Source organism: Clostridium drakei, assembly GCF_000633595.2.
In the GTDB taxonomy this organism is placed as follows: domain Bacteria; phylum Bacillota; class Clostridia; order Clostridiales; family Clostridiaceae; genus Clostridium_AM; species Clostridium_AM drakei.
On record NZ_JIBU02000022.1, the window covers coordinates 12,932 to 27,047 of the forward strand.

Here is a 14,116-nt window from a genome sequence, read left to right on the forward strand (position 1 = left end):
TTTAAATGTTAAATTACAGCATGTAACTATATTTATCTATACAGCTTCTAATTATATATTCCATCTCTTTTGATACAATGTCTTTCTCACCAATGGTGTACATAACAACTTTGTCATCTTCTCTTCTAACTTTACAAATACTTTTTTTAATATCAATAATATAAAAGCCCTTGTTCTTGCTATTTTCAAAGTCATTTTCATTCCAGAAAACTGTCACCTTATCTTTATATGGATTCCCTTTATATGGGCAGAAAATCCCACAATTACCACATTCGTTACACATACCATCTAAATGTATAATCTGATGAGAAGAAGAAAATCCTCCTTCTACATTAATAACTGCATTGGCTCTATTAGGACAAACATCAACGCACAATTCACAAATGTTACTACAAGAAAGACATCTTTCAGATTCTTCTTCACAACTTTCAGAATCTCTTAATACACCCTTCCTACTATATATTTCTTTTTCATCTATAGGGATAACTTTTTTCTCAAAATCATTATTCAAGCCTTCTTTTGACAATATATCTTTTGCAACTGCCTTTCCATCTGCTATTGCCTTTACAATTGTAGCTGGTCCTTTTTTTGCATCTCCTGGAATATATACATTGGAAATGCTGCTCTCACAAGCTGTATTTAATTTAGGGAAACCTTTAGAATCTAATTCTATTGCATTTCTTTTCAATAAATCACTATTTACTTTTTCTCCTACAGCAGCAATAACAGTATCCACATCTAAAATAACCTCTTTACCGCTTGGAACAGGACTTCTCCTGCCTGAAGCATCTCTTTCTCCTAAAGTCATCTCTTGGCAAATCAATTTATTTTCCCTAATACCCATTGGTGCAAGAAGTTCTCTAAATACAACACCCTCAGAAACAGCTAAATCTAATTCTTCAGAATCTGCAGGCATATATTCTCTAGTTCTTCTATATACAACAGAAACATTTTCCACTCCAGCTATCCTCTTAGCTGCTCTTGCTGCATCCATTGCTACATTTCCACCACCAATAACACAAACCTGATTTCCCAAATTGATGTTTTCTTTTTCTGATTTATATCTTTCAAGAAATGCAATAGCATTGACAGCTTTTTCACTGCCTTCTTTTAAAGGTACTCTTCCCGGTTTCCAGGCACCTATTGCAAGGATAATATAGTCGTATTTCTCTTTTAATTCATCTATATTAAAGTCTTCATTAATGCCAAATTTAAATTTTACTCCCTGCTTTTTTATAAGCTCAAAATCCTGATCAATCATTTCATATGGAATTCTAAAATCAGGAATTGCATATCTTACTGCACCATAAGATTTTTCTTTTTGCTCCATTACAGTTACATCCATACCATTTCTTCTCAAAAAGAGAGCTGTGGAAAGTCCTGCAGGACCTGCACCTATAACTACTACCTTTTTATTACTTTTTATATCTGCTGGTTTGATATTTTCAATGTATTTTTTCTCAGCATTTAAAACAACAACTTTCTTCATATCCCTAATTAATATGGATGAATCATAGTCTAATCTGGTACATTTAAACTGACAGTTGTGGTTGCATATAGCTGCTGTAATTGCTGGTGAAGCATTATCTTTAGCAATTATAGAAAAAGCTTCATAATATTTCTTTTTTCCAGCCAAAGCTATATATTCAGGAATTTGTTGGTTTATAGGACACCCTATGCTGCAAGGTGCTGCTGCACAATCATAAATAGGAAGTTCTATAGAAAGTTTTTTACTCTCCACAGTTCTTGAATTTTTAAGATAATGTTTGTCATTTAAAGCTTCCAATAATAATTTTGATAACATATCTGTATCAATTTGTGAGAAGGCACCCTTAAGCTTTTTCTCTAGCTTTTGAGCCATTTGAGTTATCCTTTCATATCCACCTGGCTTTAAAATAGTAGTTGCAAATGTAACTGGTTGAATTCCTACAGCTAAAATTTTATCAACATTAAAAAAATCTGCACCACCTGAATAAGATATCTGCAAATCGCCTTCAAATTCTTTGGCTAATTTACTTGCTAATGAAATTGTAAGTGAAAAAAGAGAACGTCCTGACATATACATTTCCTCTCCAGGTAATTCACTGTTTTGAATTTTAACTGGCAAGGTATTTGTAAGCTTAACTCCTATTTCCAAATTCATTTTCCTTGCTGCATCTTTCAAACGCTGTAGCATTGCTACTGCATCCCCATACTGCAAATCATTTTTAAAATGATCTTCATTTAAGGTTATATAAACATATCCCATTGTGTTGAGTGTATTTCTAACAAACTTTTCTCCTAAAAGAGTTGGATTCATCTTTATAAAAGTGTTTAATTTCTTTTCTCTGAGTAAATAATTAGATATCTTTTCTATTTCTTCTGGAGGGCATCCATGTAATGTAGATACTGTAATAGATGAACAAATAACTGGAGAGATTTTTTCTAAATCTTTTTCATTGAAATTATCAAATAAATTCATATTAGAAGTAATTACTTTTTTACATTCATTCCATACTTTTGTATTTGAGGCATTCCTCATTCCTTCAATATAGTTATCTATTTTAGGTGATTTAATTCCATTTAAATCATAGCCTACACTCATGTTAAACATAAAATCTCTTTGCTTGCTTAAATTAAGTTCTCTCATTAAAATATGAAGCAAAAACCAAGCTTTTATATATTCATTAAAAGCATCGGATACTTTTAATTCTGTAGACCATTCCACATTATAGCCTTCATCCTGTGCATGTATGCAAGGTTTAGCTACTGGTAAGTCTTCACCATCAATAACCTGAACTGTTTTCAATTCAATAAATCGGCTTCCAGTTAAATAGGCAGAAACAATGTTCTGAGTTAATTGAGTATTTGGTCCAGCAGCAGGTCCGAGGGGTGAAGATAGCTTTTCACCAAATACTTCAATTGATTTCCCACTTTCATTTTTATAAAATTTATTTTTATGAATTCCAAAAATAGATTCCTTTTCTTTTACTTCTCTTGTAATCCAAAGAAGTATTTTTTCAAAAGAAATAGGCCGCATCCTATCACTCATTTATATTCCCCCATTTACAATATATTTTACTTTGCTGAAAACCTCAGTGGTTTCGCTTCAATAATTTCTGTAAATGTTTTTATGGGATCTTTTACCTTACTCAAGAAAATCATTGAAGCAACAATATATGGCTTATATCCTGCCTGTTTATAAAGTTCTTCTCGATATCTATCAAACACAGAAGCAGCTACTTCACCCTGTTTACAACTTACTCCTGTAATATCAGCAGGTAAACAATGCATGTATAATGCTTTAGAATTTTTAGTAAGCTTCATCATTTCTTCTGTACATTCCCAATCTTTGTAATTGGCATTTTGATTTAAAAGTTCCTTTTCAAGTACTTTTATTTCATCAAATTTGCCTTCTCCATACAATTCAGTACGTTTTTCCATAGCAGCAAATGGAGCCCAGCTCTTTGGATACACTATATCTGCATTTTCAAAAGCTTCTTTCATGAAGTTAGTTTTAACAAATTTGCCACCACTTTTCTTAGCATTATTTCTCGCAACATCTTCTATTTCTGGCAATATGTCATATTCATCAGGATGTGCAAGTACAACTTCCATACCCATTCTAGTCATCAAACCAATAATTCCTTGAGGTACAGATAGTGGTTTACCATAAGATGGAGAGTAAGCCCATGTCATAGCCATTTTTTTGCCTCTAAGTTTTTCTACTCCGCCAAAATAATGAATTAATTGAAGTAAATCAGCCATACATTGAGTTGGATGATCTATGTCACTTTGAAGATTTACAAGAGTAGGACGTTGTCCAAGAATTCCTGCTTTATATCCTTCTTGAACTGATTCAGAAACTTTATGCATATACTTGTTTCCTCTCCCTATAAACATATCATCTCTAATTCCTATAACATCTGCCATAAAAGAAATCATATTTGCTGTTTCACGAACAGTTTCACCATGGGCAATCTGCGATTTTCCCTCATCAAGGTCCTGAACTTTAAGTCCAAGCAAATTGCATGCACTTGCAAAACTAAATCTTGTTCTTGTGGAATTATCACGGAACAATGAAATTGCTAGTCCACTATCAAATATACGTGGTGATATATTATTTTCTCTCATTTCACGTAAAATATCAGCTACTGTAAAAACTGCCTTAAGCTCCTCATCTGTTTTTTCCCAAGTTAAAAAGAAATCATTATTATACATATTTTTGTAATTTAGTTTTCTTAAATTTTCGATAAGTTCTTTCAATTTTTCCATAAGATATGCCTCCTAATTGTAATGATTGAATAAAATATTTTAATGAAAATATATTTTGTCTTAGATATGATGTAATTCAAAAATTGGATTAACTAGTTAATATAACTAAATTTTATAATATTAGTATATTTTTGTCAATATTAAATTAATTTTACTTAAATTCAAAATATTTTATAATGCCATTAGATTTTTGTTAATTGTAATATTGATAAAACATTATTAATATTATTAAAATAAAATATACTAACTAGTAAATCCAACCTTAAATTGCATTACTTTGATGTAAACTTATTAATAGGAGGTTTTACAATGTCAGAACAATCCGTAAACAAGGTAAATGAAATGCTTCCTCTTCCAAAACTTTTTACTTTAGGACTTCAACATGTGCTTGCAATGTATGCAGGTGCTGTAGCTGTTCCTATACTCATCGCCTCTTCCGTAGGTTTGACACCCAGACAGCTGGAAATTTTAGTAGCTGCAGATTTGTTTACTTGTGGTATAGCAACTTTAATTCAAGCAATTGGTATAGGACCTTATGTTGGTATTAAATTACCTGCAATTTTAGGATGTACCTTTGCTGCTGTTGGCCCTATCATTATTATCGGTAAAAGTTATGGAATGGCAACAGCCTATGGTGCCATAATAGTGGCAGCACTTATCGTGGTATTGATTGCACCAATATACGGAAAAGTGTTAAAGTTTTTTCCAACAGTAGTAACAGGTACTGTAGTAACAATAATAGGTCTCTCTCTAATCAATGTTGGTATTAGTAGTCTAGGTGGTGGTTCAGGAGCTAAAGATTTTGGAAGTATCTCTAATCTTTTACTTGGTACTTTCGTAATGATAGTTGTCATATTATCAAATAAATTCTTTAAAGGATTTTTTCAAGCAATCTCTGTTTTAAATGGAATTATTTTAGGCACAATAGTTGCTGCATTCATGGGAAAAGTAGATTTTTCAGTAGTTGTAAATGCAAAATGGGTAAGTTTTGTTAGTCCATTAAATTTTGGTATACCTAAATTCAATGCTGCTTCTATAATTATGATGACTTTTGTCATGCTTACAGTAATGATTGAATCTACAGGCACATATCTTGGCATAGGTAGAATTTGCGAAAAAAAGATTACAGAAAATGATATTGTACGAGGCCTTAGAGCTGAAGGAATTGCAACAATTTTAGGTGGTATATTCAATTCCTTTCCTTATACAACTTTTAATCAAAATTTAGGACTTTTAGCTCTAAGTAAAGTAAAAAGCCGTTTTGTTGTAATTGTTTCTGGAATCATACTCATATGCCTTGGATTAATTCCTAAATTTGCAGCCTTAGCTACCATAATTCCTCAACCAGTTATAGGTGGAGCTACAACTATAATGTTTGCAATGGTAGCCGTAGCCGGCATACAAATGCTTTCAAGTGTAGATTTTGATAAAAATTCAAATATGCTAGTAGTTGCATGTTCCATTGGTGTAGGCCTTGGAGTTACCATCATCCCTGGTATACTTGATCATACTCCTCAATTTTTTAAATCAATCTTCGGCAGTGGTATAGTTTCTGCTTCTGTAGTTGCAATAATTCTCAATGCATTTTTAAATCATGGTGAAAAAAGTGTCACTAATATTGAAACCTCTTCTAAATACCACTAAGAAAAATATAAATAACTATCATCAAAAAATCCCTTTACCACTGAAAACCATTTATGTTAATATATTGACACAAAAATGATTGAGAATTATAATAAAAGTGGATTAACTGGTTAGTAGTATTTAAAATAAAATTGATATTAAAAATCTATAATTTTTTCGGGGGTGGCTTATTGTTGAAATGTATTGTTAATAGTAAAAAAGATATTAATGAACATAAACCTTTATTAAATAAAAGTGACTTATATGAAGTTAAAAGCTTCCATGAAAGTTTTGAACAATATAAACAAACTCCTCTCGTCAAGTTAGATCAATTAGCAAATTTCTTAGGACTATCTAATATCTTTGTAAAAGATGAATCTCTTCGCTTTGGATTAAATGCATTTAAAGTATTAGGTGCTTCCTATGCTATTGGTAAACACCTATCACAAAAATTAGGTAAAGACATATCTGAGCTTCCATTTTCAGCATTAAAATCTAAAAAAGTAAAAAGTGAACTTGGAAATCTTATTTTTGCTACAACTACAGATGGTAATCATGGAAGAGGAGTTGCCTGGATGGCAAAGCAACTTGGATATAAATGCATTGTATATATGCCTAATGGAAGCACCCAAAATAGAGTAAACAATATAGCTGAATTTGATGCAAATGTCAGTGTAACTGATTGGAATTATGACGATACAGTACGTTTTACAGCTGAGCAAGCTTCTAAGAATGGATGGGAAGTTATTCAGGATACAGCTTGGGAAGGATATACTGAAGTTCCTACATGGATCATGAAAGGATATTCTACTTTAGCTCAAGAAGCTATTGAACAATTACATGGAACCATTCCAACTCATGTATTTTTACAAGCAGGTGTAGGAGCCTTTGCTTCCGTTATAGCAAGTATATTTGTTTCCACATTTGAAAAAAATCCACCAAAGATCGTTATCGTAGAACCTGAAAAGGCTGATTGTTTTTATAAATCCTGTAAAGCAGGCAAAATTGAAGCTGTCACAGGAGAAATGAATACAATAATGGCTGGCCTTGCCTGTGGTGAACCTAACCCTGTTGGCTGGGACATTTTGAAATGCTGTGCAGATGTATTCGTATCAGCTCCTGATTGGGTAACAGCAAGAGGAATGCGCGTCTTAGGAAATCCTCTTAAAGGCGACAATAGAATAATATCTGGTGAATCAGGAGCTGTAACAGCAGGACTTTTATCAATTTTATCCGACACCAAATATAAAGACTTACGTGAAACATTAAAACTTGATAGAAATTCCAAAGTTTTACTAATTAGCACAGAAGGAGATACTGATCCACAAATATATAGGAACATAGTTTGGAACGGTGATTATCAAAGTCTCTAGTTAAGAATTGATAACTCAAATCTTGCAATTTAAAAATTATGCGACGTAAAGGTGCAGTGGAAGTTTGGATTTTAACTTTCATTCCGTGATATATGATAAGGGTGTCATCACGGCTAAATGTTTTAATTATTCTAAAGCTCAAAATTTTTGAAAGCCTAAGAACTTTGTCAAACTCGGTTCCCTCAGACAGGACTAAAGTTCTAAGGCTTTCAAAAATTTTGAGCTAAGAATAATACTAAAACAATTTAGCTAATGTGATGACACCCTTATCATATATCACTGCATAAAAGTTAAAATCCAAACTAATAACTTCCAAGTGTACACACCTAATTACATTGTTATAGGTAATTTTACTAAGCCACAATCATATTTATAATTATAGTTTATAACTCTTAAAAATTAGGTTGGAAGTTGCTGTTGGGCTAATATATTTAGTTTAAAAATCAGTTGTTTTTCGTTTTATAGAAATAACTTAAAAGTGATTTATTATTTAAGATTGTTGAAAAATATACAAGCATTTGAAATGTAGTTAATAATCAACCAACTTACTATTTTTGCAGGCTACGCCTCAAGATATTATTAAAACAGCTGAAATATACATAACTTGGGTAATAAGTATTATGAAAGCTACGCTTTTTATTTAGAATCATATCATAATGTATTAATTATGTGTACAAGTAATGCACTAAGAAGTAACTTTTAACTGTATGGAGACTGATATATGCTGTGAAGGAAGATTCGAACGAATTTTAGAAGTTCTTTGCTTGAGATATTGAAAAATTTCGTAATTTTTGCCAGGACGGCAAAAGCTCCGAAAGCGACAGGACGTCGCATTTGAGGAGGTAGAAATTTTTCAATATCTCAAGCATTAGAACTTCTTAATGAAGTGAGTTTTCCTTCACAGCATATATCAGCCGGAATACAGTTGAAAGTTACTTCGCTTACCTCGTAATGTGCTTATATTAAGTTAAAACTTTGTATATTTAAATTCCATTGCTTTCAAGGAAATCTCTAAGTAAGTTCATACATACAGTCTTCCTATATTCTGCTGAGATCCTGCCTTTTATAGGAACAATGATCTTATCATATTCTGCAAGATAATCCTTTTTTAAAGTTTTTGCCTCTTCAATAGTCTTGCCAATGAGCATTTTATCAATATCCGGACGCCTTATAATAACATCGCTAACTGCACCAAAAGCTGTACTACAATTGGAGATTTTATTGTTTTTTATATTAAAAATACCTGCAAAGGATACTCTGGAAATTGCTAAGGCATTTCTTGCTCCTACCTTCTTATAATAATAGTTATTAAAGCCTTCTTTACTCATAAGAATCTCAACAAGTAATTCATCCTTTTTGAGGGAAGTCTTTTTTCTTCCAAGATAAAATTCATTAATGGAAATAACTCTCTCCCCATTACTGCTCATAAGACGTAATTTAGAATCTGTAACAAAAAAGATAAGTGCACTATCTGCTTTAGGTGAGCCATTGCATATATTTCCTCCAAGGGTACCCAAGTTCCGAATTGCAGGTGCTGCAATCTGTGATACTGCTTCTTTTAAAATAGTAGGAATTAATTTATTTTTAATAACATCTGAAAAAGTAACACCTGCACCAATACGAATGTATTTTTCATCTTCTACTATATTCTTCATCTCAGTTATCTTATTTAAAAATAAATATCTGGCATCTTCATTTGCCTTAATCATTAAATCCGTTCCTCCTGCATAAGGGATAACATCTTCTTTTGCAAGAACATGCAGTGCTTTCTTTAAAGATAATGCCCTATAACTATCTACCATAAACCTTTTCCCTCCTTTGCTGCAATACCAATAGCTTTAACAATTGCATTATATCCAGTACACCTACAAAGATTTCCAGAAATGCCTTCTCTAATTTCTTTTTCTGTAGGATTTGGATTTTTTGAAAGTATACATTCAGATGCAAGCACCATACCAGGAATGCAAAAACCACACTGTACTGCACTAACAGAGGCATATGCCTTATCAAGAACTTCAAATCGTTTGGTTTCACGATATCCTTCAATAGTCATAACATTACTTCCATATATACTTCCTACTGCTACCAAACAGGAGTTAACTAGTCTTCCATCAAGTATAACAGAACAAGCGCCACATTCTCCTTCCTTGCAGCCACATTTTACACCAGTAATATTAAATTCATTTCTAAGTATATCAAGTAAACGCTCATTTCCCCTTGCAGAAGACCTAACTTCTTTCCCATTAAGCATAAATTTTATCATCTTTTATCTTTAGTGAGAGAGTGTACAACAAGTACCAACCCCTCACTAAAATTCACTTCCTTTCTTTTTAGATTTTTTCTGTGTATAACATATTAATAACTTTGTGAATATCTTTATATTTATTTAATTTTTTCTAATTGTTCTCTTAATCTTTTATTTTCATCTTTAAGTTCTTCCATTTCAACCAACTGGATAATTAAGTTTTGCTTATCTTCTTTAAGTTTCTTAATTTCCTTATATAGTTGCTTAATTTTATCATCTTTAGCCTTTATTTTATCTTTAGGTGTAGCAACTATACTATCATCAGGAATACCTTTCTCAATGGCTCTTAGGCTTAGTATACGTTCTTTTAGAATATCATTATTATATAGAGTAGCCTTGGATACTCCTGCCTCCTCAGCTACTGTTTTAAAGTTTATTTTCTTTGTTTTAGAACGCTTTAATTTATCAATTACCTTATTAACCTTTTCGATAGTTTCTTGGTTTTTCTTTTCAGCAAATTCTTTTAATCCTTTAGTGTTTCTATTAGTCTTCTTTATCATTCATTTGCACCTCCAAACTATCTACTAATGGTTTTAGATACTTATATTTAAATCTTTGTACATCCAATGCTCTTTTCTGTTCTAACTTTTCAAGTCTTGTCATTTCTTTTCTCATAAGGTTTAATTCTTGTTTTAAAATAGGATAGAACTTAACCTCGGTAATATAGTTAGGACAGTTATAGAAGAAACAGCTATCACCATCAGAGCAGTTACCCCTTCTAAAATCATAAAGACATACACCTGTTGGCAAAGGATTAAAACTCATAGATTTAGATAAATTAGATACTATATCATCAATCTCTTGCTCTGTCTTACCTCTAAACTGTTCATCAAGTTTTCTTTTAATTTCTTTTGCTCTAAGTCCAGCAATCTTTGAATCTTTGCCAAGTATCATATCTGAATATATTTCTTTAACTTCTTCATGTTCTAAAGTTAAATAATGTGCCGTCATTTCAATAGACACATGATTAAATTGCTTCATAATATGTGCTATTGGCACTTTCTTCTTTATTAGTTCTCTGACAAATGTTGCTCTAAATTGATGAGATTTTAATGAATATAAATTACCTTTGCTATCTCTTATATCCCATCTTTTAATAAAATTAGGTAACCTTTTTTGAGTCCATTTATCAACATTCAAAACTCTTATTCCCCAATTATTTACTAAGAATAATTCCTTTAATCCACTTTCTTCCCTTAAATCTTTAGTATATTCTTCAAGTTCTGCAACTGTATTTTTAACTAATTCATTAATAAAAACTTTATGAATTATTGGTTCACTTCTTTCTGTTTTACCAAGAGTAACTTCCATATAATCATATCCATCATTTGTTGTATGAACACAACCTTGTCGAATAGATAATACTTCGTTAATTCTAAGTCCAGTTTGGCTTTGAATTATTATCCCTGTTTTAGTTAAGATATTTTTTTCTTTTAATGCGCATTGAAGTATTTTGTCAAATATACCCTCTGGAATAGGCTTAGTTTTATTCTCTTTTAAACTCTTTTTTAATGCCCATAAATCATTAGAAGTGAAATCTACAAAAATGTTAGTTTTAGATACATCCCAATCTTTTATTTGACCTATTTTAATAATTTCTTCAACTATTTTTGATGACATATAACCACTTTGATTAGCAACCTTTTTATCTTCTTTAAGCCATAAAGAGTAATTTAAAAATACTTCTTTAGTTATTTCATTAAAACTATCAATATTATTTAAATTACAATATTCAATGAATAAAGGTAAACACCCATTTATATAAATTTGTACACTTTTAGGTTTAATTTGTCCTATTTTATAATAAGAATAAAGTTTTACAGTAAGTTTCATATTTTCATTTTTTATAAAATCAAAGTTTATTTTCTTATGACTATCTTTAGTTGTTTTAGTGGTTATAAAAGGTGCTAAATCCCATACATCATCAGTAAATTTAGAGTTTCCAATAGTTATATTATTATAATCACTTTCCGTAATTATTGGTTGTAAATTTAACTTAGTTATTGCCATCTTGCATTTCCTCCAATCTCTTTACAATCTCTCTTAGAATTTCAATAGTAGGGAGGAAATGCTCTGCATAATGGTCGCCATAGATATTTCCTTCTAATTGCTTTTCTAACTCTACTAAATGATTTTTATGAGCCTGTAAATACTCTGGAGTAGTGATATATCTGCTACAAGTATAGCATTTCTGCCTTTTTAAAATTCTACCACAAATTTCATTTTTATCATTAAATGGCTTAGTGCAATAACCATCACACAATCTTGCTCCTTTATCCTTGTTTTCTTTGAACCAAATCAAATCTTTCTTGTTTGATATAACTGTTTCATCAATTTTGTTGATATTGCCAATAATACCTATATTCTTAAATACTATGGCTCTTTCTTTATCTTTAACGTCAGCATAACTCTGTTTAGTAGTCATAGGAGAAGAATGCCCTAAAACTTCTTGTATAACCTTTAAATCAGTTCCTTTAGATAACATATCTGTAGCAAGTGTTCTTCTGAATTGGTGTGCTGTAAGATTGTAATACTGACTATTGGTATCTAAAATGTTATGATTATGAACAAATCCTTTTACTTTTAAATTACCATTAACTATATGTCCATTAAGCCAAACACCGTATCTTCCTTCATTTATTCGCATAACTTTTCCAACACTTTTGCCATTTAATACTTTATGAATAAATAAATAATCTTTAGTTTTACAGTCAGCCAGTTCTTTTAATTCTTTTGTATGCTCTATTAACTTTTCGACTGCAATAGCACACTCATTAGGAATAGGCATTGGTTGACGTTCCTTACGGTTTTTATGGTCATACCACGTTAAAGTATACCCACTAATTAAATGTGGCTTAACGCTATCGGTAGTTAATTTAAGCATATCTCCAATTCTCATCCCTGTTGATTGTAGAATGATTATTCCATATTTAACATAAGGATTTTTTTCATTTACCAAGGCTTTATTTATCTTCTCTAAAACTTCATCAGGAATAAAATCTATTTTAAGTTTTTTATTAACTCCTATATATTCATTCCCTGTAAATATCTCTATTTTAGGTACTTCATTAGACATATATAATTGTCCCCAACGAATAATGTTTTTTAAAGTATCAATAACTATCTTTTTGCTATTTATAGAATAACTTTTACCTTTAGGAGATATTAAAGTATTTAAATAAGAAACAAGCATATCTACATCATTATTAGTTAATTCTTTTAAAGTAGTAATTTGTTGCTGATTAAAAAAATCAATAACCTTGGTAAAATGTGAATTTATATATCCATATAAACTGTTTAATGTTAAATTATTTTTTCTATAAGTTCTCCAAGCATAAGCCTTAACCACATTTTTAATACTATCGCTCTCGATATATGAAAAATCAAACTTAAACTTCTTTCTATAATGTTGTGAGTTACTGTCATTATCTATTAATTCCCACCTATCTTCGTTAGGCATTTTACTTGCCATTTGCTCCACCTCCAATTAAAGAACTCTTATTCCAATATCTACTTAAATTATCTTCAAGATACTGATTTGAAATATGAGTATATTGTTGGGTGGTTGTGATATGCTCATGCCCTAAGATTATCTTAACCACACTAATATCCACACCACTTTGGACTAAAGCAGTTGCACAAGTATGTCTTAAATCGTGAAAATTTAGTTGTATTCCAGTTTTCTTTTTTATTACATCAAATACTTCATAGATTGCTCTATACGTTAGTGGCTTACCTAAATTTTGTTTCTGTTGTGATACAAAGATATAACTATGCTCTGTATCAATATTATTTCTTTCTTCCATTATGAAATTATCTATTTCTTCTAATAAAGTCATTGAAATATATAAATGCCTTCTCTTACCTTTAGACTTTATATTTTCTAACATTCCAATTTTTTTGGAAGTATCGGGATATGGTATATCCTCAATTTGAAGGTCTAAAACCTCACCAATTCTCGCACCTGTAAGGTACATTATCTTGAAGATTAATTTATCTCTCCAAGTAGTTAAAGCATTTAAAAATGTTTCAGCCTCATCATCTGATACTAACTTAAAAGTAGTTTTACTTTCCTTTACCTTGAATATAGATTGCTTAGTTTTATTATTACTTCTTGCGTGATGTAGTAGACTTTTAAACATATCGAATGGTCTATTTACATTTTCCATTATGATAGGATTATTTATTTCTCTAACCATTCCACAATACTTATAGAAGTTATAAACTGTACTAAGTATTCTATTGATTGTTTTACCTGTACGCTTACTCTCTGCATATACACTAACTATGTTATTGGTAGCATTAGGCTCTCTAAGGTATTCTATAAACTCTCCTATAATATTAGGTATTACTTCATCATATTGATAATGCTCTCTATTCAAAAACTCCCAATATATCTTTAAGTCTGTCCCATTAGCCTTTAGTGTATTAAATGCTCTATCTTTTTGTCTAAGGTATTTCAAGTAGTCATATACTGGCTTAACCAACCTCATACTGTTATCTAACAAAACAACAATATCTTTTTCTTTATATCTTATCGTGTGTAATTCCATTTCTTCTG

At 30.9% G+C, this 14,116-nt stretch carries 10 protein-coding genes; 2 read left to right on the forward strand and 8 right to left on the reverse strand.

Translation table 11 applies throughout. From position 1 onward, the window contains the following. Window positions 1-13 precede the first annotated feature (13 nt). A complete protein-coding gene (gene ygfK / locus EG57_RS0211530; RefSeq protein WP_032077366.1) occupies window positions 14-3,031 on the reverse strand; it encodes a putative selenate reductase subunit YgfK in 3,018 nt (1,005 codons plus the stop codon). A 26-nt stretch (window positions 3,032-3,057) separates the two neighbouring features. Further along, window positions 3,058-4,254, reverse strand: coding sequence for a knotted carbamoyltransferase YgeW (ygeW, locus tag EG57_RS0211535; protein WP_032077367.1), 1,197 nt, complete (start codon window positions 4,252-4,254; stop codon window positions 3,058-3,060). Between the two features lie 309 nt (window positions 4,255-4,563). On the opposite strand from ygeW, the gene EG57_RS0211540 reads away from it, so the two are divergent. Then, a complete protein-coding gene (locus EG57_RS0211540; protein ID WP_032077368.1) occupies window positions 4,564-5,898 on the forward strand; it encodes a nucleobase:cation symporter-2 family protein in 1,335 nt (444 codons plus the stop codon). 173 nt (window positions 5,899-6,071) lie between these two features. Beyond that, window positions 6,072-7,250, forward strand: a complete 1,179-nt coding sequence (gene dpaL, locus EG57_RS0211545; protein ID WP_032077369.1) for a diaminopropionate ammonia-lyase — start codon at window positions 6,072-6,074, stop codon at window positions 7,248-7,250. A gap of 983 nt (window positions 7,251-8,233) precedes the next feature. Here the strand turns inward: dpaL and EG57_RS0211550 are convergent. The 6 genes from EG57_RS0211550 to EG57_RS0211575 all read right to left on the reverse strand — a co-directional run bounded on the left by EG57_RS0211550 (window position 8,234) and on the right by EG57_RS0211575 (window position 14,108). Beyond that, window positions 8,234-9,052, reverse strand: a complete 819-nt coding sequence (locus EG57_RS0211550; RefSeq protein WP_032077370.1) for an FAD binding domain-containing protein — start codon at window positions 9,050-9,052, stop codon at window positions 8,234-8,236. Beyond that, on the reverse strand, window positions 9,046-9,513 hold the full coding sequence (locus tag EG57_RS0211555) for a (2Fe-2S)-binding protein (RefSeq protein WP_032077371.1): 468 nt from the start codon (window positions 9,511-9,513) through the stop codon (window positions 9,046-9,048). The genes EG57_RS0211550 and EG57_RS0211555 overlap by 7 nt, the downstream gene beginning before the upstream one ends. A gap of 119 nt (window positions 9,514-9,632) precedes the next feature. Further along, window positions 9,633-10,055, reverse strand: coding sequence for a DUF6262 family protein (locus EG57_RS0211560; protein ID WP_032077372.1), 423 nt, complete (start codon window positions 10,053-10,055; stop codon window positions 9,633-9,635). After that, on the reverse strand, window positions 10,039-11,565 hold the full coding sequence (locus EG57_RS0211565; protein ID WP_032077373.1) for a tyrosine-type recombinase/integrase: 1,527 nt from the start codon (window positions 11,563-11,565) through the stop codon (window positions 10,039-10,041). Before EG57_RS0211565 ends, EG57_RS0211560 begins: the two co-directional genes overlap by 17 nt. Then, window positions 11,552-13,027, reverse strand: a complete 1,476-nt coding sequence (locus EG57_RS0211570) for a tyrosine-type recombinase/integrase (protein WP_032077374.1) — start codon at window positions 13,025-13,027, stop codon at window positions 11,552-11,554. Before EG57_RS0211570 ends, EG57_RS0211565 begins: the two co-directional genes overlap by 14 nt. After that, window positions 13,017-14,108 carry a tyrosine-type recombinase/integrase gene (locus EG57_RS0211575; RefSeq protein ID WP_032077375.1) on the reverse strand — a complete coding sequence of 364 codons (1,092 nt, stop codon included), beginning with the start codon at window positions 14,106-14,108 and terminating at the stop codon, window positions 13,017-13,019. Before EG57_RS0211575 ends, EG57_RS0211570 begins: the two co-directional genes overlap by 11 nt. Between the last annotated feature and the right edge of the window lie 8 nt (window positions 14,109-14,116).